Annotated in this window: 21 protein-coding genes; 6 read left to right on the forward strand and 15 right to left on the reverse strand. The window is 68.5% G+C overall.

Translation table 11 applies throughout. The annotated features are described in order from the left end of the window. Nucleotides 1–173: 173 nt before the first annotated feature. Nucleotides 174–1,019 (reverse strand): AraC family transcriptional regulator, encoded by an 846-nt coding sequence (locus tag E0H50_RS41730; protein ID WP_131296781.1) that lies wholly within the window; start codon nucleotides 1,017–1,019, stop codon nucleotides 174–176. 86 nt (nucleotides 1,020–1,105) lie between these two features. On the opposite strand from E0H50_RS41730, the gene E0H50_RS41735 reads away from it, so the two are divergent. Continuing rightward, nucleotides 1,106–1,936, forward strand: a complete 831-nt coding sequence (locus E0H50_RS41735; RefSeq protein ID WP_131296783.1) for a phytanoyl-CoA dioxygenase family protein — start codon at nucleotides 1,106–1,108, stop codon at nucleotides 1,934–1,936. Here the strand turns inward: E0H50_RS41735 and E0H50_RS41740 are convergent. Genes E0H50_RS41740 through E0H50_RS41750 form a run of 3 tightly spaced genes read right to left on the reverse strand, consistent with a single transcriptional unit; the run spans nucleotide 1,921 to nucleotide 3,925 of the window. After that, the gene (locus tag E0H50_RS41740; RefSeq protein WP_131296785.1) at nucleotides 1,921–2,259 is read right to left on the reverse strand and encodes an ArsR/SmtB family transcription factor; all 339 of its coding nucleotides are present in this window, start codon (nucleotides 2,257–2,259) and stop codon (nucleotides 1,921–1,923) included. The two genes, E0H50_RS41735 and E0H50_RS41740, sit on opposite strands and share 16 nt — an antisense overlap. Next, nucleotides 2,229–2,858 (reverse strand): hypothetical protein, encoded by a 630-nt coding sequence (locus E0H50_RS41745; RefSeq protein WP_131296787.1) that lies wholly within the window; start codon nucleotides 2,856–2,858, stop codon nucleotides 2,229–2,231. Before E0H50_RS41745 ends, E0H50_RS41740 begins: the two co-directional genes overlap by 31 nt. A 20-nt stretch (nucleotides 2,859–2,878) precedes the next feature. Next, entirely contained in the window at nucleotides 2,879–3,925 is a 1,047-nt protein-coding gene (locus E0H50_RS41750) for a M23 family metallopeptidase (protein WP_131296789.1), read from the reverse strand. 270 nt (nucleotides 3,926–4,195) lie between these two features. On the opposite strand from E0H50_RS41750, the gene E0H50_RS41755 reads away from it, so the two are divergent. Further along, nucleotides 4,196–4,681, forward strand: a complete 486-nt coding sequence (locus E0H50_RS41755) for a hypothetical protein (protein WP_131296791.1) — start codon at nucleotides 4,196–4,198, stop codon at nucleotides 4,679–4,681. Between the two features lie 28 nt (nucleotides 4,682–4,709). Here E0H50_RS41755 and E0H50_RS41760 read toward each other — a convergent pair whose 3' ends face one another. The 5 genes from E0H50_RS41760 to E0H50_RS41780 form a co-directional block, all read right to left on the reverse strand. Continuing rightward, nucleotides 4,710–5,468, reverse strand: coding sequence for a S1C family serine protease (locus E0H50_RS41760; protein ID WP_238151705.1), 759 nt, complete (start codon nucleotides 5,466–5,468; stop codon nucleotides 4,710–4,712). A gap of 183 nt (nucleotides 5,469–5,651) precedes the next feature. Then, complete coding sequence (locus tag E0H50_RS41765) at nucleotides 5,652–6,590, reverse strand: VWA domain-containing protein (protein ID WP_131296795.1); 939 nt, start codon at nucleotides 6,588–6,590, stop codon at nucleotides 5,652–5,654. After that, nucleotides 6,587–7,516: a DUF58 domain-containing protein gene (locus tag E0H50_RS41770; RefSeq protein WP_131296797.1), complete on the reverse strand. Its 930-nt coding sequence runs from the start codon at nucleotides 7,514–7,516 to the stop codon at nucleotides 6,587–6,589. The genes E0H50_RS41765 and E0H50_RS41770 overlap by 4 nt, the downstream gene beginning before the upstream one ends. Further along, on the reverse strand, nucleotides 7,513–8,499 hold the full coding sequence (locus tag E0H50_RS41775; RefSeq protein WP_131296800.1) for an AAA family ATPase: 987 nt from the start codon (nucleotides 8,497–8,499) through the stop codon (nucleotides 7,513–7,515). Before E0H50_RS41775 ends, E0H50_RS41770 begins: the two co-directional genes overlap by 4 nt. Further along, nucleotides 8,496–8,735: a hypothetical protein gene (locus E0H50_RS41780; RefSeq protein ID WP_131296802.1), complete on the reverse strand. Its 240-nt coding sequence runs from the start codon at nucleotides 8,733–8,735 to the stop codon at nucleotides 8,496–8,498. Before E0H50_RS41780 ends, E0H50_RS41775 begins: the two co-directional genes overlap by 4 nt. Before the next feature lie 125 nt (nucleotides 8,736–8,860). Between E0H50_RS41780 and E0H50_RS41785 the strand changes: the two genes are divergently transcribed. Continuing rightward, nucleotides 8,861–9,553 (forward strand): response regulator transcription factor, encoded by a 693-nt coding sequence (locus E0H50_RS41785; protein ID WP_131296804.1) that lies wholly within the window; start codon nucleotides 8,861–8,863, stop codon nucleotides 9,551–9,553. Beyond that, nucleotides 9,550–10,815, forward strand: a complete 1,266-nt coding sequence (locus E0H50_RS41790) for a sensor histidine kinase (protein ID WP_131296806.1) — start codon at nucleotides 9,550–9,552, stop codon at nucleotides 10,813–10,815. Before E0H50_RS41785 ends, E0H50_RS41790 begins: the two co-directional genes overlap by 4 nt. Before the next feature lie 63 nt (nucleotides 10,816–10,878). Here the strand turns inward: E0H50_RS41790 and E0H50_RS41795 are convergent, their stop codons facing one another. The 4 genes from E0H50_RS41795 to E0H50_RS41810 form a co-directional block, all read right to left on the reverse strand. Further along, on the reverse strand, nucleotides 10,879–12,030 hold the full coding sequence (locus tag E0H50_RS41795) for a Gfo/Idh/MocA family protein (protein WP_131296808.1): 1,152 nt from the start codon (nucleotides 12,028–12,030) through the stop codon (nucleotides 10,879–10,881). Next, complete coding sequence (locus E0H50_RS41800) at nucleotides 12,027–13,079, reverse strand: Gfo/Idh/MocA family protein (RefSeq protein WP_131296810.1); 1,053 nt, start codon at nucleotides 13,077–13,079, stop codon at nucleotides 12,027–12,029. The genes E0H50_RS41795 and E0H50_RS41800 overlap by 4 nt, the downstream gene beginning before the upstream one ends. Nucleotides 13,080–13,151: 72 nt before the next feature. After that, nucleotides 13,152–13,391, reverse strand: coding sequence for a hypothetical protein (locus tag E0H50_RS44140; protein WP_238151706.1), 240 nt, complete (start codon nucleotides 13,389–13,391; stop codon nucleotides 13,152–13,154). A gap of 142 nt (nucleotides 13,392–13,533) precedes the next feature. Beyond that, the gene (locus E0H50_RS41810) at nucleotides 13,534–13,839 is read right to left on the reverse strand and encodes an SRPBCC domain-containing protein (protein ID WP_202868576.1); all 306 of its coding nucleotides are present in this window, start codon (nucleotides 13,837–13,839) and stop codon (nucleotides 13,534–13,536) included. 142 nt (nucleotides 13,840–13,981) lie between these two features. Here E0H50_RS41810 and E0H50_RS41815 point away from each other — a divergent pair, with 142 nt between their 5' ends. Together E0H50_RS41815 and E0H50_RS41820 are read left to right on the forward strand one after the other, a co-directional pair. After that, a complete protein-coding gene (locus E0H50_RS41815) occupies nucleotides 13,982–15,739 on the forward strand; it encodes a glycosyl hydrolase family 28 protein (protein WP_131296814.1) in 1,758 nt (585 codons plus the stop codon). A 37-nt stretch (nucleotides 15,740–15,776) separates the two neighbouring features. Beyond that, nucleotides 15,777–16,985: an alginate lyase family protein gene (locus E0H50_RS41820; RefSeq protein ID WP_202868577.1), complete on the forward strand. Its 1,209-nt coding sequence runs from the start codon at nucleotides 15,777–15,779 to the stop codon at nucleotides 16,983–16,985. Here E0H50_RS41820 and E0H50_RS41825 read toward each other — a convergent pair. Beyond that, entirely contained in the window at nucleotides 16,973–20,320 is a 3,348-nt protein-coding gene (locus tag E0H50_RS41825) for an alginate lyase family protein (RefSeq protein WP_131296818.1), read from the reverse strand. The genes E0H50_RS41820 and E0H50_RS41825 overlap by 13 nt on opposite strands. A 116-nt stretch (nucleotides 20,321–20,436) precedes the next feature. Further along, nucleotides 20,437–21,114, reverse strand: a complete 678-nt coding sequence (locus E0H50_RS44640) for an alpha/beta fold hydrolase (RefSeq protein ID WP_165547484.1) — start codon at nucleotides 21,112–21,114, stop codon at nucleotides 20,437–20,439. Nucleotides 21,115–21,173 lie beyond the last annotated feature (59 nt).

The following is a 21,173-nucleotide window of genomic DNA, read 5'->3' on the forward strand; positions in this document are numbered from 1 at the left end:
GGCGTCGCTCATCAACTCAGGCGGCTTGTCCATGCATCAAAGCCTAGACACCCCCACCGACAGTTTTCAAAGCCAGAACCCCTTATTTTCAAGGGAATCTGTTATCCACAAGCACAACTCCCTGTGGACATTGCGCTAGGCAACTAAATGGTCTGTGGTAGAAGGCTCCGCGTTCAGCAGGTGGGGTGGGCGGCTCGGTAGTGGGTCGGGCGCATCGCCTTCAGCTCGCGGAACCGGCGGTTGAAGTTGGCGAGGTTCCGGTACCCGCTGCGCGCCGCGACCTCGGTCACCGGGAGCGAGGTCGTCGTGAGCAGACGGCACGCTGTCTCCACTCTCAACTGGTTGACGTAGTCGGTGAGCGTGCAGCCGATGGCACGGCGGAAGAAGCGGCTGAACGACGTCGGCGACAGGTGCACGAGCGCCGCGACCTCGTCCAGGAGCACCGGTTCGGTATGAGCTTTCTGGAGGTACCGGACCACGACATCGATCCGATCACGTACGGCGGTGCTCGGCGCCGCGGCGTACCCGGCGCCGGTGATCGGGGTCGCGGTGGTGTCGGCGAGGCGACGCAGTACGTCGAGAAGCCGCGTCGTCTGGGCCGACGGGGTGAGTTGCGGGAGACCGGCGATGTCCGCTCGCAGTTCCGGTGCGACGTCGCTGAAGGCCAGCCCGCGGGCCGAACCCTCGAGGAGATCGTGGACGGCTGCGAACTGCGGGAGGTCGAAGAAACCCGCACCGAGGAAGTCGTGCCGGAACTGTGTCACCGCGGCCTCGGACGGCTGCTCGGACTGCTCGGACGCGTACGTGTGCGGCAGATCGGGTCCGAGGAGGACGAGGTCACCCGGGAGATACCGCTCGACGGTGGTACCCACATACCTCGTTCCCGATCCTGCCGAGATGAGCGTGAGCTCGTACTCCTGGTGGAAGTGCCAGGCGAAGTCGAAGCCCCGTTCACGCCTCGTGAAGCACGTGAACGTCGTACCACTGGGGACGCCCGGCCGTTCGTAGCGCGGCTTCATCCACACATTCTAAGTGGGCAACTGAGTACCAGAACTGGGTATCAGCGGCGTAGCACCCGAGATCTCGGCTTGGAATCGTGGATGCCATGACGACCACGGACATCTCCGTCGAGGAGCTCGAGACGCCGTACGACGGCCTGCCGCCGACCGCCACCGCCGACTTCAACCGTGACGGGTTCGTGCACCTGTCCGGCGTACTCACCCCCGAGACGATCGCGCAGTACGAGCCGACGATCACCTCCGAGGTGATCCGGCTGAACACCCAGCACCTGCCGCTGGCCGAGCGCGACACGTACGGCAAGGCGTTCCTGCAGGTGACGAACCTGTGGCGGCAGAACGAGAAGGTCAAGGACCTCGTGTTCGCCCGCCGCCTGGCCGGCATCGCGGCGCAGCTCCTCGGGGTTCACGCCGTACGGCTCTATCACGACCAGGCGCTGTACAAGGAGCCGAGCGGCGGCATCACCCCGTGGCACGCCGACCAGTACTACTGGCCGCTGTCGTCCGACCGGTGCGTGACGCTCTGGCTGCCGCTGCAGGAGACCCCGCTGGAGATGGGCCCGCTCGCCTTCGCCCGCGGCAGCCACAACTTCGCCTTCGGTCGCGACCTCCCAATCTCCGACGAGTCCGAGGCACAACTCCAGAACGCCGTGGCCGAGCAGCACTTCGAGGACGTCGTGGAACCGTTCGCACTCGGCGACGCGAGCTTCCACCGCGGCTGGACCTTCCACCACGCCGGCCCGAACCGCGGCACCGAGCCGCGCCGCGTCATGACCGTCATCTACCTCGACGCCGACCTCCGCACCACCGAACCGACCAACCGCAACCAAACAGCCGACCTCGCCAACTGGATGCCAGACACCGAGATCGGCCAGATCCCCCAGTCCCCCCTGAACCCGATCCTCTATTCGGCGAGTTGATCTCCGAGCGGAGTGCGTTCGTAGATCACGGCTCGGCCGTCGCGGCGTGGGCGGACCAGACCCTGTGCGGCCATGGCGCGGAGGGCCTGGTTTGCGGCCGATGGGGAGACGCCGAACCGTTCGGCCAGTGCGGTCGTCGACTGGCCGGGGCCGATGGCTCGGAGGTAGCGCAGGCGGTGCGGACTGAGCAGTCCCGCGCCGCCGGGGACGGTGGCGTCGGACCACATCGCCCGCTGGTTGGTCGCCCGGTACACCACCATCGGGTCCGAGTCGGTCAGCGGGGTCGAGCTGCTCAGGGTGAACAGCGACGGTACGACGAACATCGGTCGCCCCGTGTGGACAGGGTGAGGTCGTCGTGGCCGTTCAGGATCTGGGCTGTGATGGACGTCGGGTCAGCGCGGATGCCTGGTCCACAACGGTTCAGGGTGGCGATCACTCCCTCCGCGGCCAGTGATCTGGCGCGGACCGCAACGTCGGCGTCGAGGGTCGCGCGCATCCGCGGCCAGTGCGGCTGAAACGCCGATCGCCAGTACGCCGCCAGCGCGTCGGCCAACCGGTCGCCGAAGGATCGCCCGCTCGATCCCAGCCGACGGGGTACGCCGCCGACCGCGAACTCGATGTCCGCACCGAGGGTCCGCAAATCCTGGTCCCGCAGGTAGGCGAGCTGAGCGTCGATGGTCAGCGGTACGCCTACCCGCGGATTGAACAGGTCGGGGGTGTCGAAGTTCGGGCCGATCAGCCCGCTCAGCACATCGAGCGGAAGTTGATCGCGGACCCGGCACGCGGCGGCGTACCAGGGAGCCTGGAACGGGTAACTGGTGGGCGACCGCAGCGCGCGCAGCGAGTTGGCGAGCTCAGTGAGCGGCGAGACCGCGAAGCGCACCAGTCCGTAGTCGCCAGGCTCGAGCTGATAGCGCGCCACGGCCGATTGTAAGCATGGGGTCAGCTGGTGCGGTTGTAGATCGCGGTACCCGGACAGGCGGTGACGCCGAGGCGGGTTGCGCAGCCGGTGTACTGGCTCGAGCCGTTCCACCAGGTCCAGCCGCCGATGGTGCGGCCGTGCAGCCAGGTGTACGTGCCGTTGTAGTTGGCGTCGTACGTCCGCAGACTCCAGTGGACGTGGTCGCCCGTCGCAGACCCGCCGGCGCAGACGTCTCGACCGATGGTGCCCAGCAGCGCGCTCGTGCCGACCTGGGTCGCGTTGTAGTAGGTGGCGTTGTACATGTGGTAGTAGTCCGTCGAGAAGCCGTTCGGGTGGATCACCCGCGTCCAGCCACCACCGGCGCCGCACATGGACGTGGCAGTGCCGTCGCGGGAGGATCGGACGCGCCCGCTCGCGTTGCCGCCGGCAAGGTCCAAGCTGCTCCAATAGCCGTTCACACCATCGCTGGCGTGCGGGCCGCCGGTGACAGTCATGTAGTAGTTCGGCATCCACGGCAGCAACAACCCACCGGTGTTGGCCGTGGTGATCGCGCTTTGGTGTTGCGCGTACGCCGTCATCGTCCGGCGTTCTGCAGTGCCGACAAGTGGCGACGAGTCGATGTACTCCGCGAACTCACCGTCACCCTCGACTCCGCTGACCCAGCGACCACCGACGTTGCGCGCGATGTACAGCCAGCCTTCCGGATGAGCGCCATCGGTGGCGGGCGCCTCGACGTACGCCACGCCCCGCGCCCAGCCCGGCGCGGCCCACCGGACGTCGACGACGACCTTCCGGCCCTGTTCGGCAAGCTTGCTGAGGGCAACTGAAGGGGCGACGCCTCGGCCCATCTGTGACCTGCCCAACGCGTCGGCGGCGACCGTGTCGACCAGAGCCCGGCTGGAAGCGCCGAGAACGCCCGCAACCTCAGCAGGCAACTTCACCTCGGCCGCTGCCGGACTCGGGTGCGCATCGGCAGAGCGAGGTGCCGCCGACGCCGTGGGCGCGACGACGACGGATGCCGCGGCCAACGCTGCCGCGGAGATTCTGACAGACAGTTTCGAGGGCATGGGCGGAACCCTTCTGTTCGGGCTGACGAATGCCGCGAGTGTGACAGAGGCCCCCGCCCGCCACGAGAAGATGAAGCCGAAACCTTAATGTCCCGATCGGTGGTGAGACAGCTGAGGCCGACCCCGTCGACTGCACCTCGGATGTTCTGCAGCTCGACAGTACGTATACGCCCACCGCCCGGCAATCCAGCCAGCCGCCAGGCGTACGCCCGCGCGTAGCAGACATATACGTACTGTCGACCTGCAGGTCCCACCGGCTAGGTTCGTGGAGTGACGGATTCGGCGTACGAGATCGAGGTCTCGTACCACCAGTTCTATCTGGTGGTACAAGACGCGAGTCCTGTTCTCGACCCCGCCACCGTTGGGCCGGTTCTGGCGCTGGATCCACAGGTGCCGTCCGCGGTGATTGTTCGCACTGGTTGCGCTGACGGTCCGGTCAACGTGACGGTTCGGATCGGCGTCGAGCCGCTGCCGGACCTGGCAACGGCCGGTGATAGGTGGGAGGTCGGTGAGCAGCTCGTCATACCTGTTGAGGGTGACCTCTACCTCGTGCCCCCGATGGGAGGACCGGCGTACGTGGTTTACACACCACCCACCCCAGGACTTCACCTCGTCCGCGTCCTCGCACGCGGTCGCACCACCCACTACGACGCGGTCGTCTGGGAGTCCAGCGAGGACTACGACATCACCATCACACCGGTCGGCTCGGACCCGGGTCGCCGGACAACCGGCGACGACGGCCTCTATCGGGACTGAGGCTCCGGCCTGGGGGACGGACTGGTTGTCAGTCGAGGAGGGACTTGACGATGGTGGTCATTCGGTCTACTGGGATGGCGAAGCCGATTCCTATGTTGCCTGCTCGGGTGGTTCCCAGGGTGGCTATGGCGGTGTTGACGCCTACTACCTGGCCGGCGGTGTTGACGAGGGGGCCGCCGGAGTTGCCCGGATTGATGGCGGCGTCGGTCTGGATGGCGGACTGGCGGGTGTTGTTGTCGCCGAAGCGGGCCTGTCGGTCGACGGCGCTGACGATGCCGGCGGTCACGGTTCCTTCCAGGCCGAGTGGGGATCCGACGGCCAGCACCGGGTCGCCGACCCGGAGTTGTGCGGACCGGCCGAGCGTGAGCGCACGCAGGCCCGCGGCGTCAGCGGTCGAGACCTGGAGTACGGCGAGGTCGTTGTCCTCGTCCGCGCCGATGACGCGGGCGTCGACGGTACGGCCGTTCGACAGGACCAATGAGACATCACTCGCTCCTTCCACGACGTGGGCGTTGGTGACCACGTGACCTTGCTGGTCGATCGCGAACCCGGAGCCGGTTGCGCGGCCCGCGCGTACTGAGACCACTCCTGGTAGGACGCTCGCGGCGGCCGCGGTGATGGAGCCTTGGGCTGCTGCCGGTGGGGCCGCGGCTTGCGGGAGGTCGACGGGTGCGGAGTCGCGGGAGCCGGTGACGGCGCCGGCCAGTCCACCGGCTGCGATGGAGAGGGCGAGCGTGCCGACGATGAGACCGGCTCGCCGACGGCCCGCGCGAGGTGGAGCGGCCAACGGCGGGATGGGTGGGGTGACCGTCACCCCGGCCGGAGGTGCCGCAGCGGGAGGGGAGGGAACAAATGAGGGGATCCTCTCCCGAACGGTGGCCGGGGTGACGGAGCCGGAAGGTGGTGGGCCTGGGATGTAGTCGGGGCCTCGGAAGGGGTTGCCTAGGTGGGGTGGCATGAGGGCTCCTGATCAAGGGAGGCGGGAGAACCAGAGCAGCGAGGCGAGGGCGGCCAGGAGTGCTGCGGCGAGGGCGATGCCCGCGACCAGGTTGGTGATCTCGCGGGGCTCGGTGGTCCAGCCGATGGAGGATTGCAGGTCGGAGTACACGTCGCGCAACTGCTCGTCGTTCTCGGCCTCGTAGAAGGATCCGCTGGTCGCGTCCGCGAGGCCCTTCAACGCCTCGGTGTCAGCAGGAACCGGAACGTCGCGCCCTTCCAGGTTCACGGTCCCCTCAGGTGTGCCGTACGCGATCGTCGACACCGGTACGCCGGCCTGCGCCGCCGCCTCGGCTGCCTCGTCGACCGGGCGGCCCGCGGTGTTGCCGCCGTCGGACAGCAGCACGATCCGGCTCGGCGGCGGATCGTCCGGGTCGATCGACCGGACCGCCTGCAGGCTGGTGAGGACGGCGTCCCCGATCGCTGTCGAGTCGCGCAGCTGCAGACTGTTGATCGCGTCGACCGTCGCCTGATGGTTCGTACTCGGCGCCGACACCACGGTCGCCGTCCGCGCGAACGACACCAGCCCGACGTTGAACTTCTCCGGCAGGTCCCGCACGAACTCGATCGCCGCCTGCTTGGCGGTCTCGAACCGGTTCGGCGCGACATCGGTGGCCGCCATCGAGTTCGAGACGTCCATCGCGACCAGCACGGTGGCGCGCTCGCGTGGGACCCGGATGTCGGCGACCGGCCGGGCGATCGCGATCGTCAGTACGGTCAGCGCGGCGAGAAAGGCCGCGGCCGGCGCGTGCCGGCGCCAGCCGGGCCGTACAGGGGCGACCTTCTCCAGCATCGGGAGGGTCGCGAAGCGGACGGCGTACTTCGTCCTGCGTCGCTGGGCGATGAGGTACGCCGCCACGAGCGCGACGACCAGCACCAGCAGCCAGAGCCACAGGGGTTGCTCGAATCTCATCTGGTCCTCACAGCAGTCGGGTTCCGCCGTACGCCGGCCCGGCGCCGCGCGGTGGTGAACGCCGCGACATCACGGACCCAGTCGGTGTCGGTGCGCAGTACGAGATGCGCCGCACCGGCGGACCGGATCGCCTGGGCGGTTTTCGAGCGGTGCGCGGCCATCGCGTCGGCGTACCGGCGGCGGAGTTTGCGGTTCGCGGTCTGGACCTCGCGGCGCCGGCCGGTCTCCGGATCGACGAGTGTCAGCAGGCCGACCTCGGGGAGCTCCAGCTCGCGGGGGTCCAGCACTTCTACCGCGATCACCTCGTGGCGGGCGGCCAGCCTGCGCAACTGGTCCGACCAGTCGTCTTCGTGGAAGTCCGACACGATCACCCGCAGTCCGGGGCGTGCGTGATCGCGGTTCAGGCGGCCGATCGCGTGACCCAGATCTGTTCTGGGAAAGGTGCCGGGTTCGGGGCGCGGGAGGGAGAGCAGGGTGCGGAGGGTTCGGCGAAGCTGGACCGCGCCGGACGCCGCCGGGAGCCGGCGAAGGTCGTTGCCCAGGGCAATCCGTACGCCGAGCCGGTTGCCCGGGCGGTCGGACAGCAGACCGACCGCCCCGACGACAGCGATGGCCACGTCGCGTTTCTCGCTCAGCGCGGTTCCGAAGTCCATGCTCGCCGACGCGTCCAGCAACGCCCACGTCTCCAGTTCCCGCTCGGCCAGCGGTGCGCGCACATGCGGTTCCAGCGAGCGGGCGGTGACGTTCCAGTCCATCCGCCGTACGTCGTCCTGGCCTGCCTGGTACGGACGCGCCTCGTTGGGCTCGCTGCCAGGACCGCTGCGCAGACCGGTGATCTCGCCGTGCAGGAAGCCTTCCAGCTTGCGCTTCACCGTCAGTTCGAGTGCGCGCAGCGCACGCTCCCGGCCGGCCAGCAGGTCGTTCATGCCGCCGACCCTTGAGCGTCGTCGGCGGGTACGACGTGCGGCTGTTCGATGGTCTGCAGGATCCGCGCGACGACCGACCGCGGATCGACCCCGTCGGCCAGCGCGTCGAACGTGAGCACCAGCCGGTGCGACATCACGTCGAGCGCGACGTCGTACACGTCGGCCGGCAACACGTAGTCCCGCCCGCGCAGCAACGCCAAGGCACGGCCGGCCGCGACGAGTCCCAGCGTGGCCCGGGGGCTCGCGCCGAACTCCAGTACGCCGGCCAGGTCCTGGATCCCGTACTGCGCCGGCACCCGGGTCGCGTGCACCAGGCGTACGACGTACTCGGCGACCGCGTTGTGGACGAACACGTCGTCCGTTGCCTCCTGCAACTGTGCGACCTGCTCCGGCGTGAGTACGGCGTTCGCGTGCGGGCGATGCGCACTCATCCGCTGCAGGATCGTCAGCTCCTCCAACGGTGTCGGGTAGTCGACCGTGATCTTCAGCAGGAACCGGTCCCGCTGTGCCTCGGGCAACGCGTACACCCCGTCGGACTCGATCGGGTTCTGGGTCGCGAGCACCAGGAACGGTTCCGGCAGCGGGTACGACGTACCGCCGATGCTGACCTGGTGTTCGGCCATCGCCTCGAGCAACGCGGACTGTACCTTCGCCGGCGCACGGTTGATCTCGTCCGCGAGGACCAGGTTGGCGAACACCGGACCGAGCTCGGTGTCGAACCCTTCCGCGGACGGCCGCCAGATCCGGGTGCCCATGATGTCGCCGGGCACCAGGTCCGGGGTGAACTGCAGCCGCGAGAACTGCCCACCGATCACCTCCGCCAGAGTGCGGACCGCGAGCGTCTTCGCGACTCCCGGCACGCCTTCCAGCAGGCAGTGGCCGCGGGCCAGCAACCCGACGAGCATCCGCTCGACCAGATGGTCCTGCCCGACGACGACCCGCTTCACCTCGAACAAGGCGTGTTCGAGCGTTGCCGCATTCATGCGTTTCCAGCAGGGTTCTGCTCGGACGGCTGTGGCGTACCCTCGCCGGCGCCGCTGCCGTTCTTCTCCGGGCAGTCCTTCGAGGGCGACGGCGTGGTCGCACCCTCCTCGACCGTCACGTAGCCCTGCTCGGGAACCGCCGGGTCGCTGCCGGCCGCGTACGCGATCCCGCCGGCGCCGAGCGCCGCGACCGCCACCGCACTACCGAGGATCAGTCGTTTTACCGGGAGTTTCATCAGGATCTCCTTCGCTTCGATTGGCCACAGCTCATCAAGAGGCCACGAAAACGACCGGAAAGCCGACCGAAAGCCCGGCGAAAGCGCAGAGCGGCGGCACTCGGCTCCCCCGCTACCTTGGTTGCGTGCGACTACTTGTGGTGGAGGACGAGGAAGGCCTGGTCAGCGCGCTGCGCTCGGGACTCGGCCGGGCCGGGTACGCCGTGGACGCGGCCACCACGGGCGCCGAGGCGATCGAGAAGCTCGCGACCACGCCGTACGACCTGGCGATCCTGGACATCACGCTGCCCGACACCAGCGGCCTCGACCTGTGCCGCGCGGTCCGCCGCGGCGAGATCGAGGTGGCGTCCGGACGGGAGCTGCGGGTCCTGATGCTGACCGCGCGCGCCTCGCTGGCGGACCGTGTCCGCGGGCTGGACGAAGGCGCCGACGACTACCTGACGAAGCCGTTCGCGCTCGTCGAGTTGCTCGCCCGGATCCGCGCCCTGCTCCGCCGCGACGTCACCAACGGTACGACGCAGTTGCACGTCGGCGACCTCGTGCTGGACTCGTCCCGCCATCTCGCCACCCGCGCCGGACGGGAGCTCCCGCTGACCCTGAAGGAGTTCGGCATCCTGCGCTACCTGATGTCACGCCCCGGGCACGTCATCTCTGCCGAGGAACTGCTCGAACACGTCTGGGACGAGAACGCGGACCCGTTCACCCAGACCGTGCGCGTCACCGTCGGCACCCTGCGCCGCAAACTCGCGCGCGAGGGCGAAGACCCCATCCTGGAAACCGTGATCGGCCGCGGCTACCGCCTCAGAGGTGAAACATGAAACTTCCGCTCTGGGCGCAGACCATCCGGTTCCGCCTGACGCTCACGTACTCCGCCGTACTCATCGCGCTGTCCGCGCTCCTGCTCGGCGGCGTGTACGTCGCGCTGTCGCAGATCCTCGAGCCGAAACCGCTGGACCAGATCCCGGTCAAGAAGTACTACAAGGATGCCCACGGCAACATCCAGCTGAAGCAGGGCGAGGTGATCCAGGCCGCCGAGCTCTCGAGTGTGCAGTCCGCGGTGAACTACCAGACGCTCCAGACCCTGCGGGACTACTCCGCGGCCGGGATGGGCGCGTTGTTCCTGGTCAGCCTCGGCACCGGCTGGTGGTTGTCGGGCCGGGTACTGCGTCCGGTACGGCGGATCACGGCGACCGCACAGGAGATCTCCGCGACCGATCTGTCCCGCCGGATCGCCCTCGAAGGACCGCACGACGAGCTGCGCAACCTGGCCGACACCGTCGACGGGATGCTCGGCCGGCTCGAGACGGCGTTCCTGACCCAGCGCCAGCTCGTCGACGACGCCTCCCACGAACTCCGGAACCCGCTCGCCGTGATCCAGGCGAACGTCGACGCCGTCCTCGCGCACGACGACACGCCGCCGGACGACCGCGCCCAGGCCACCGCGATCGTCGGCCGCGCGATCCAGCGGATGACCCGCCTCGTCGAGGACCTGCTTGCGTCGGCCCGGCGGTCGTCACCGGCCTTCGTCGACGCCGACGTGGACCTCGCCACGATCGCGGGCGAGGCGGCCGAGGAGTACGAACTGCTGGCAGCCGATCGCGAGCTGCACGTCGTACGCCGCCTCTCGCCCGGCCCGACCGCCGCCGGGGACGCGTCCGCGCTGCGACGCGCCGTCGACAACCTGCTCTCGAACGCGGTCCGCCTCGCCCGCGGCGGCAGCGAACTCGTGCTCGCGGTCGGCAGCCGCAACGGCTGGGCCTGGATCGCGATCCGCGACGAGGGCCCCGGCATCGCTCCCGACGACGCCGACCGCGTCTTCGACCGTTTCTACCGCGCCGGCCAGCAACAGCCTCCTGCCACCGTCCCTCCCACCGACCCATCGACGGGCCAGCGCCGAGCGGGTCTGGGCCTCGCCATCGTCCGCCAGATCGCGGAATCCCACGGCGGCACCGTCACCCTCCACTCCGAACTGGGCATCGGCACCACCTTCGTCATCTGGCTCCCCGAACGCTCCCTCACCAACACCACCCGCCGCACCCCCACACCTCCCACCGAAGACCCACTGGGCCCACGCGGCTGAAACCCCTTGAATGGCCAGTTGGACCGCTCCAAAGGCGGGTTGTGCCTGCGCAGCGGTCCGCCCTCAGGTGCGGAACGACTCGCTGAGTTCGGTTTTCGGGGTGTTGCCGTGGAGGGCTTGGTAGAACGGGTGGTCCGGTGTCAGGTCGGTGCGGTGGACCGGTCGGCCGGTGATCGCCGACGCGTAGAGCGCGGTGACGAACTCCATCGTCGGCCGCGTGCCCGCCAGGGTGGTCTCGTGGGACCGGCCGGCCTGCAGGTCGTCGATCAGGCGGCTGATCTGCGCTTCGTGATTGCTCGGCACATCGTCACCCGCCGACGCGGTCCACGGATCGTCGGCCACACTCGACTCGATCGCTGTCTTCCGGACTCCGGGATCGATGCCGAGCGCCGCCGCCTTCGCCGCGTCGGGGGCCGGGTGGAACGTCCAGTCCCCGTCGGAGTAGCCGTAGACGTGGTTCACCTCGAGCGTTCCACCGGAAGTGTCGATCCGGATCCTGCTCAGCTCCCGCGGCGACAGCAGGCTGTTGATCACTGTCCCGACCGCATCGCTCTCGAAGATCACCGACGCCATCGACACGTCCTCGAACTCGACCGGCCGACCGAGCCGTACGGCGGTGGCGTTGATCGTCCGCCACGGCCCGAGCAGATGCAGCAGGAGGTCGATCTGATGGATGCCGTGCCCGAGCGTCGGCCCGCCGCCCTCGCCGACCCACGTGCCGCGCCAGTCCGGGTCGAAATAGCTGAGCGGCCGGAACCACAGCGTCTCGCAGACCGCGACCAGCGGACGGCCGAGCGCGCCGCGGCCGAGGAGGTCGGCCGCACGCAGCGCGCCGGATCCGTGCCGGTGCTGGAAGATCACCCACACCGAGCCGGCACTCACCCGCTCGGCCTCCGCAACCGCGTCCATCTCGGCCAGACTCAGCACCGGCGGCTTCTCCAGGAGCACCGACTTGCCCGCGGCGAGGATCTCGATCGCGATCTCGGCATGACTGCCGGGCGGTGTCGTCACCGAGACCAGATCCGGGTCCTCCGCCGCCAGCAGCTCCGTCACACTCGCGTACGGCGTCCCGCCGTACTTGCCGGCCAGCTCCTGCGCCTTCGCTTCGACGATGTCCGCGACACCGACGAGTTCGGTCCGGCCGGTGTTCGCGTAGGCCTCCGCGTGCCGGCGGCTGATGTTGCCGCAGCCGACGATCGCGATCCTCACCGTCACTGGGCGGCTCCGCGGACGGCGGCGTTCTGCTGGGCGGTCAGCGCCAGCCGCATGGTTTCGAACGTGTGCTCCTGCGGCGCAGCGGTGGCGGTCCGGTTTCGGACGTCGTTCAGCACGTCGGAGTAGTAGGTCAGCTCGACGTCCGAGCAGTCGATGTAGTGCGTGCCGTCCTTGTCCACCAGGAACAGGTGGTTGCCGCCGTCCCGGCCCGCGATGTCGACGTACTTGCGCATCTCGATGTAGCCCTCCGTGCCGAGCACGGTCAGCCGGCCGTCGCCCCACGTCGGCAGCCCGTCCGGGGTGTACCAGTCGACGCGGATGTAGCCCTGGGCGTTGCCGCTGCGCAGCAGGAGCTCGCCGAAGTCCTGCAGACCCGGCTCGTCGGGGTTGGCGAAGTTCCCGACCGCGCTCGTCACCACCTCGGCGGTCCGCGCGCCGGTGAACCAGAGGAACTGGTCGATCTGGTGCGAGGCGATGTCGGTCAGGATGCCGCCGTACCGGGCCTTGTCGTAGAACCAGTCCGGACGGCCGCCGCCACCGGCGAGATGACCGCGGTCCCCGATCCGGTGCGGCCCGGTCCCGAGCGTCTGTACGACGGTGCCGATCCGGCCCTCGCGGACCAGCTCACCGGCCTTGACCACGCACTTGACCTCGAACCGCTCGGAGAACGTCACCGACCAGAACCGGCCGCTCTGGTCGACCGCCTTCTCGACCTCCTCCAGCTGCTCGAGGGTGACGCACCCGGGCTTGTCGGCCATCACGTCCTTGCCGGCCCGCAGCGCCGCGACCGCGATCGGCCCGCGCCGGTCCGGGACGGCGGCGGTCACGATCAGGTCGATCCCGTCCTGCGCGATCAACTCGTCGGGATCCTCGATCACGGGTACGTCGGGATACCGCTCCCGCATCGTGCCCGCGACCGCTGCCGACGGGTCGTCGGTGGCCATCCCGACGAACGTCGCACCGGCCGCGAGCAGGCCGGCGACCTGCCCGAAGATGTGCGCGTGGTCGAGCCCGACGGCGGCGAACCTGATGGGTTGGCTGGAAGTCAAGGGTGCCTCCGAGGCGATCCGGCGGAAAGGGCTTACCGTGAACCATATCGTCGGCGGCCATTGACAACCAGGTCAGGTGTGTCCAGCAGAACCCCCGGCGGACTCTGCGACCTCTGCGGTCTCGGCGGCCTCCGCGGCTTCGGCGGCCTGCTTGATGGCCGCGAGTCGCCGGTCCCAGTCGGCCGCGAGCGCGGACGTCCATTGCGCCGTCGCAGTGAGCGCTGCAGGCCGGACCGAGTACCGCACCTCACGCCCGATCCGGCTGCCGGCGACGAGCCCGACGGCGTCCAGCACCGAGAGATGCTTGACCACCGCCTGCCGCGAGACGGGCAGTCGCTCGGCGAGGATCGTCGCGGTCGCTTCGCCCTGGACGCGAGCAGATCCAGCAGCCGGCGGCGGGTCGGATCAGCCAACGCGGTCAGCACACCGTCGACAGCCTCGGTGTCACTGCTGGTCACACGGATGGCTCTTCCGCGCGCTTCTTCAGAGCATCCAGCTCCATCGGCCAGCCGCTCGAGTTGTCCTTCCATGCCTGATCGCGCACGTCCACGGCGCCGGACAAGGCCGCGAAGCCGCTCTCCACGACCTTGAGGCGCGTCTGGTCACCTTCGGAGCTGAGCGTGAACTCCACCAGCGTGCTGTTGTCGTCCCGCAACTCCTGCCCCGGAAAGGCACTCGCCCACCGATACGCGAGGTACGTCGGCGGATCGACCTTCTCGACCCGCACCGGGAAGTCGCCGTACTCGGGACTGTTCGCCACCAGCGTCTCCCCGCAACCCTCAGGTTGCACCACCCCGCATCGCGGGAGCGAAAATTTCGTGGTAAGCGGTTGCTATTGATCGGGCCCGGTTCTCCGGACAAGGTTTCAGGGCCTTCCGCCCGCGATGTCGAGGAGCCCGAAGATGACCGGAGATCTCACCCGCCGACGCCTGCTTCAGACCGCCGGTGCGACCGTTGCCGCCGGCTACGTTCTGTCCGAGTCCGGGGTTGCGACCGCCGCACCCCTGTCCGCTCCACCGCTGGTCACCTACCCCGTTCCTGCCGGGATCGCGCAGGCGTCGACCTTCGAGGTCGAGGTCCGGGCGAAGGCCGGTCCCTGGACCACGGTGCCGACGTACTCGGTCGACCTCAAGCAGATCAACGCGACGACCGGCGCCGGTCAGGTGCTGAAGTCGTCGATGGCGTACTTCGACTTCGCCCGGTCGGTCGAGGTCCGGATCAAGTACACCAAGGGCACCGTCGACACCGCGCGGATCCGGCCGCTGTCGCTCGGGATCGAGCCGGTCGTCGACGCGGACACGCTGCGCTTCACGCTCACCGAACCGCGCAAGATCATGATCGAGGTGAACGGCGAGATCTTCGACTGCCTGCACCTGCTCGCCCGCCCGATCGAGACCGACGCCCCCTCCCCTGACGACCCGGACGTCATCTACTACGGGCCCGGCGTGCACACGACCGCGACCGGGCAGCTGGAGGTGCCGAGCGGGAAGACGGTCTACCTGGCCGGCGGCGCCGTACTGAAGGCCTCGGTGATCTTCAAGAACGTCACGAACGCCGCACTGACCGGACGTGGACTGATCTACGGCACGAACGGCGGCGGCTGCACCATCGTCGGCTCGAAGAACGTCCGCGTCGACGGTATCTCGATGCTCGATCTGACCACCGGCTACGCGATCACCGCGGGGATGTCCGAACAGGTCAGCATCACCGACTTCGGCTACTTCAGCGCCGGCCGGTGGGGCGACGGGATCGACATCTTCTCCAGCACCGACGTACTGATCGACAACTCGTTCCTGCGCTGTTCCGACGACTGCATCGCGCTCTACACCCACCGCTGGGACTACTACGGCGACACCCGGAACGTCACCGTCTCCAACACGAGCCTCTGGGCGGATGTCGCGCACCCGATCAACATCGGCACCCACGGCAACACGGCCGATCCCGAGGTCCTGGAGAACCTCACGATCAGCAACGTCGACATCCTCGACCACCGCGAACCGCAGAAGTGGTACCAGGGAGCGATCGCGATCAATCCCGGCGACAGCAACCTCGTCCGGAACGTACGGATCGAGAACGTGCGGGTCGAGGACTTCCGCTGGGGCCAGTTCATCCATCTGCGGGTCGCCTACAACAAGTCGTACAACACGTCGGCGGGCCGCGGCATCGAGGGCGTCTACGTCAAGAACCTCACCTACACGGGCAAGAACGCGGAGTCCGCGATGATGCTCGGGTACGACGAGACGCGCGGCATCAAGGACGTGACGTTCCAGAACCTCGTCGTCAACGGCACCGTGATGGCCTCGACGATGCGCAAGCCCGGGTGGTTCACGGTCGCCGACATGGCCGACATGCACGTCAACGAACACGTGACCAACCTGCGCTGGCTCGACGCGGCCACGGCCCCGACGGCAACGGCACCGACGATCACGACCGCCGACACCGGCGTCCTCACCGCGGGCGTACCGGTTGTCCTCACGATCAGCGCGACCGGCTTCCCCGCCGGCTTCGACGCGCAGAACCTGCCCGCCGGCCTCACCGTCGACAAGACCACCGGCGTCATCACCGGCGCCCCGACCGGACCTGGCACGTACAACACGAACCTGAGCGCCGCCAACGTCGCCGGGACCACCACCAAGAGCCTCATCCTGACCGTGCGCTGACCGCATGCGCACATCCACCGCCCCGAAGGAGAAGGACATGCACGAGAGGAAGATCGATCGACGTACCATGCTGAAAGCCGCCGGAGGTGTGGCTGCCGCAGGAGTGGGTGTCGCCGCGCTCGACCGGCGCGCGGACGCCGCGCCGGCCACCTTCACCCACCCCGGAGCGCTGCACAACTGGGGTGATCTCAACCGGGCGAAGGTCCGGGTCGCCGCCGGCGACGACCCGTGGCTGTCCGGCTGGAACCGGCTGACCGCCAACTCGCGCGCGCAGTCCACCTGGACACCGAGGCCGCAGGCAACGATCATCCGCGGCGGCACCGGCGAGAACTACGGCATCCTCTACAACGACATTCACGCCGCCTACCAGAACGCCCTCCGCTGGTGGGTGCAGGGATCGACGGCCCACGGCGACTGCGCGCGCGACATCCTCAACGCCTGGTCCGCCACCCTGACCTCGGTCACCGGCAACGCGGACCGGTTCCTGGCGGCCGGCATCTACGGCTACCAGTTCGCGAACGTCGCGGAGCTGATGCGCGGCTACTCCGGCTTCGATCTCGCCCGGTTCAAGACCATGATGCTGAACGTCTTCTACCCGATGAACAACTCGTTCCTGGTCAACCACAACGACGCCTGTATCACGAACTACTGGGCCAACTGGGATCTGTGCAGCATGAACTCGATCCTTGCCATCGGCATCCTCTGCGACGACGCGGCGAAGTACGACCAGGCGGTGAACTACTTCAAGAACGGCGCCGGCAACGGCTCGATCAAGCACGCCGTACCGTTCGTGTACGACGACCAGGGCCTCGCGCAGTGGCAGGAGTCGGGACGCGATCAGGGCCACACCATGATGGGGATGGGCCAGATGGGGGCGTTCTGTGAGATGGCCTGGAACCAGGGCGAGGACCTGTACGGGTACGACAACAACCGCTTCCTGAAGGCAGCGCAGTACGTCGCGAAGTACAACCTCGGCCAGGACGTACCGTTCACGAAGTACACGTGGGGCACCGGCCAGAACTGTGCCTATCAGGAGCACACGGTGATCTCCAGTGCGAGCCGCGGCCAGATCCGGCCGGTGTGGGAGATCCTGCATTTCCACTACACCAGGCGGAAGAACCTGTCGGTGCCGTACATCTCCGCGATGGCCGCGCAGGTCCGCCCCGAGGGCGGGGGCGGCGACTACGGCTCGACGAGCGGCGGCTTCGACCAGACCGGCTTCGGCACCCTGGCCTACGCGAAGTAGTCCAGGTCTACGTGATCGAAGACGGCGGTGCCGGAGACAACAGCCAGCCCCAGATAGAACGGCGCGGAACCGAACGTCTCGATCTGACCCGGTACGCCGATCCCGCTCCAGCTCGCGCCGTCGGTGGAGACCTCTGCCGAAAAGGTGTTACCGGTACGCCGGATGCGCAACCAGTCCGGCGTACCGGTACCGGTCGTGGTCACGAGGCTGGTCGCCACCCGCAGCCGCTGAACGAACTGCGGCGTACTGCCGTCGAGAATCACGCCGGCCAACTGGTCGAACGGCGACAGCGACTTGGTCATCAGCAACCCCACCCGACCGGTACCTTCACGCCGTACGACGCGCGCCGTCAACGTCGCGTCACCAGTCACCGGGACATGGGCGAACTGGACCGTCATGCCCTGCCCGATCACGTTCAGGTCCGAGCCGGTACCCCGCACGGTGAACTGACCGTCGTAGCTGGTGATCCCAGGTGTCCGGATCGCGACGGCGCTGAAGCTCCCCAGCTGCCGCTCGTCGAGCACGTAGTCTCCGATATCGGCGTACCGCCACGGCGCCGGCGGCGGTGCTCCAACGGTGAGCGTGACCTCCGCGGAGCCAACACCAGCGGCGTTGCGCGCGGAGACGGTCAGCTCGGCGGTCCCGGTCTGCCGCGGCTTGCCGCTGATGACACCGGTCCTCCGGTCCAGCGACAGGCCGTCCGGGAGCCCGGTCACCGCGAAACTGATCGGATCGTTGCTCGCGGCAACGCGGAAGCGGAAGTCCATGCCGGTGTTCGCGAAGGCGGTGACCGCGCTGGTGATCGACGGCACGGCCGGCGTCGGCATCGTGACCGTCAGCCTCGGCGAGTCCGGTCCGCTTCCGGCCGCATTCGTCTTCGCGACCACGTAGTCGTAGCTCTGACCCGGCACCGCCGTGACGTCCCGATAGCGGGTCTCCACGCCGAACCCGATCGGCCCCACACCCGAAGCGATCGCCCGGTACGGTCCACCGGCGTGCCGGCGTTTGACGGTGTACGTCGCCGACATGTCCTGGTCGGACCACGCCAGCTCGATCGCACTCCCCGCGAGACCGGCCCGAAGATCTCCGGCCGGCGCACCTGGCGCCTCGGTCGTCCATTGCTGGACGGTCACATTGTCGAAGGCCGCCGTAGTCGACTCCGCGTACGGCTGGTCGACCCCGAGCGCTCCACAGGTCGCGAGCCCCGCGTACACGTCCCGACCGAGGTGAACCCGGGACGAGCCGACCTCGGTCCAGACAACACCGTCGGGCGAGATGGATCCGGTCAGGACGTCGCCTCTGCGGACCAGCCGGACCCAGTACGGGCGTCGCAGCCGGTACCCGTCGCTCGCGGCCTCGACGTACGGCGCCGGCAGCGGAGTCGCGGACTGCGGAAGCGTTCCGAGATCGGAGATCGGGAAGCCCGCGTTGACAGTGATCGTCTGCTGCTGGGTCGGCGGTACGCCGGTGCTGCCTGTCGCGCTCGTGGAGCCGCAGCCGACGGAACGAACCGTCCACACACCGCTCCAGGTGTGCAACGGCAGTCCTTTGATCAGCATCGAGGCGTGCGCCGAGGACGCCGACAGGCTCTGCCGCATCATCACGCCGACGGTCGCGTACTGCGAACTCACCGGGTGGACAACCCGCGCCGTCAGCACCCCGTCGCCGCCCAGCGGCACCGACACGAACCGGAAGCTGTCCTGCACGCCGCCGATGTCCACGCCGCCCGCCTCGACCGTGAACGTCTCCCCGTCGAAGCCCGTACTGCCCGTAACCGCGACCCGGCCGACGTCCTGACTCGCCCACGGACTCGGGTGCGCCACTGTCACCGGCAGCGACTCACCGCTCGCGCCCGCCGAGTTCACGGCCCGAACTTTGTACGAGTAGAGCCGCCCGCGTGCGGCGCCGTCGGTCCAGGTCGTCGATCGGATGCCGTCAGCAACGACCACGTACTGCCCGCCGCGGCCGGTCGCTCTGCTGATCGTGTAGCTGCTCGCGTCCGCGCCGCTGCGCGGTTCGACCGACGCCGCCCACGACACCACCACCCCGCCGGCCGACGTCCGCGCCGTCAAGCCGCTCGGAACGCCCGGTGGTACGTCGGGATCGCTCGGAGACGCCGCGGTCCGGGCCTGCGTGAAGGTGCCCCACGCGGGGTGGTCGTCGCTGTTGCCTTCGACGAACCGCGCGCCACCGGCGCCGCGGAACACCACGCGTTCGAGGTTCGGCGCGGACAGTCCGCGCCGACTGACGTAATGCGCGTAGGCGAGCTCGTAGATCGGCTGGAACGCCCCACGGTTGATCGTCGAGATCGCGGTCTTGATGTACTTCCCCGTGCGATCGAGATCGGGTGTGAACGGCACGGAGTCATCGCCCAGGTTGTAGCGAGCGGTGTACTCGAACCCGTGCAGGATCCTGTCGTCGAGGTGTCCGAACAGGTCGATGCCCTGGTTCCAGGCGACCGCGGCGCAGTTGGCGAGCAGGCCGAGCGCCAGTTGCGCGTACGACTGCGACCGGCCGCTCTCCTGTCCCTGGCCGGTCCCCGCCACGACGATGTGTTCGATCCGGCCGTTGCCCGCGCCGGCCACGGCGTACCGGACGGCGTTCTCGAGCATCACCCGGTCGTCGCAGAACACGGCGATCGCCAGGATCGCCTGCAGAGCGGCGAGATCCCAATTGCCGTTGGCGAACAGCGCGTAGCCCGACACGGCCGGGTACCAGACCTTGCGGAACGACTCCTCGCACCGCCGGACAGCACCGGCCGGCCATCCGTCGTACCCGCTGTGCCGGAGGATCTCGGCGGCGTTCGCGAACTTGAAGACCTGCAGGCCGGCGCCGAGCTGCCCGTCCGCACCGGTGATCGCGGTCAGGCTGCCCGACCAGGCGTCGAGGATGTCCCGTGCCTTGTCGGCGTACCGTACGTCGCCGGTAGCCGCCCACATCACCGCGTTCTGGTAGGCGGCACCGGAATCGTTCACCGCCTCGCTCATGAAGTTCGACGGACCACGACCCCACGAGGTGATCTGGCCGACGTTGCGGATCACATAGCCGTACGACGACCTGTTGTTCACGGCCATCGCCAGAAAACCGTCGTACGCCGGACTCACCCGGTCAGCCACGGCTTGCCGCATCCGCTCCAGGTCATCCGCATCGTGCAGCAACCCCGGATGCCTCAACGATGCGGGTACCGCGACGCCAGTGGATGCTGCGGTGCCGATGGATGCTGCGATCGACGTGGCCGGCGATCCGAGTTCAGTCGCGAGCACCGAAGCTCCGGACGCGATCAGCAACGTCCGGCGGGTCACGGTCGACAACGAGGTGACATCGGGTTCCGGCATCTGCGCTCCTCCTCGAAAACCGCTGGTTGAGCGGCCAAAGGTAATGAGCGGCAGGCACAACCGGTCAACGGTTCGAGGGCGTCCTGCCCGGACGGAAACTTTCGCCAGACCTCAGATCAACCTTCGAGGAACCCACTGAACAGGCCAGTAGTGTCATGTCTCAGGACTTCGGTGACGTTCGCGGCTACGCCAAGGTGGTCTCCGGGCGGTGTCCATCGCCGTCGTGTCGCGCGGCCGGGGATGTCGCGAAGGAAGGTGCGTAGGGCATCGAAGGACTTCTGCGATGCTTGGCGGAACACCCCGTGCCCCACGCCTGCCAGCACCTCCACTTGGGTGGCGGTGCTGGTGCGGATCGCTGGTAAACGCCGGGCCGCGGCTGCGGGTGATACTGGATCGTCCTCGCCCGCCAGGACCAGCGTCGGGCAGGTAACCGCGGTCGCGAGAGCTGCGGTCACTTCGGCAGGCCCGCAGCCGCCCGCCCGAAAATGCGCTTGAACCTCGTCGTTGATCAGCGCCCGTGCCCTGCGCGCAGCTATGTCACCGTCCGAAGCGCCGGCATACAACGGCAACCCATGATCTGCCCACGCCCTGGCCGCCGAAGGGCTGGTGTCACCGCCCAAGTACCTGGCGGCAGCATCCCGTGCTACCTGCCCTCTGCGGGGCTCGAATACTTCGAGGCTCTCGTCGAGAGAGGTGGGCACGCCGAGAGTGCTCTCCAAGACCAGGCTGGCGACCAGGTCCGGATGCCCAGCTGCGCACTCGATCGCGACCCTGCCGCCACTTGAGGAACGCACCTGGTCCCCCGTGCAGGAGGAGAAGAGTCGGCCGCGACAGCATCGCGTCCCCCTGAGCA

This window comes from Kribbella sindirgiensis (assembly GCF_004331435.1).
GTDB lineage: Bacteria > Actinomycetota > Actinomycetes > Propionibacteriales > Kribbellaceae > Kribbella > Kribbella sindirgiensis.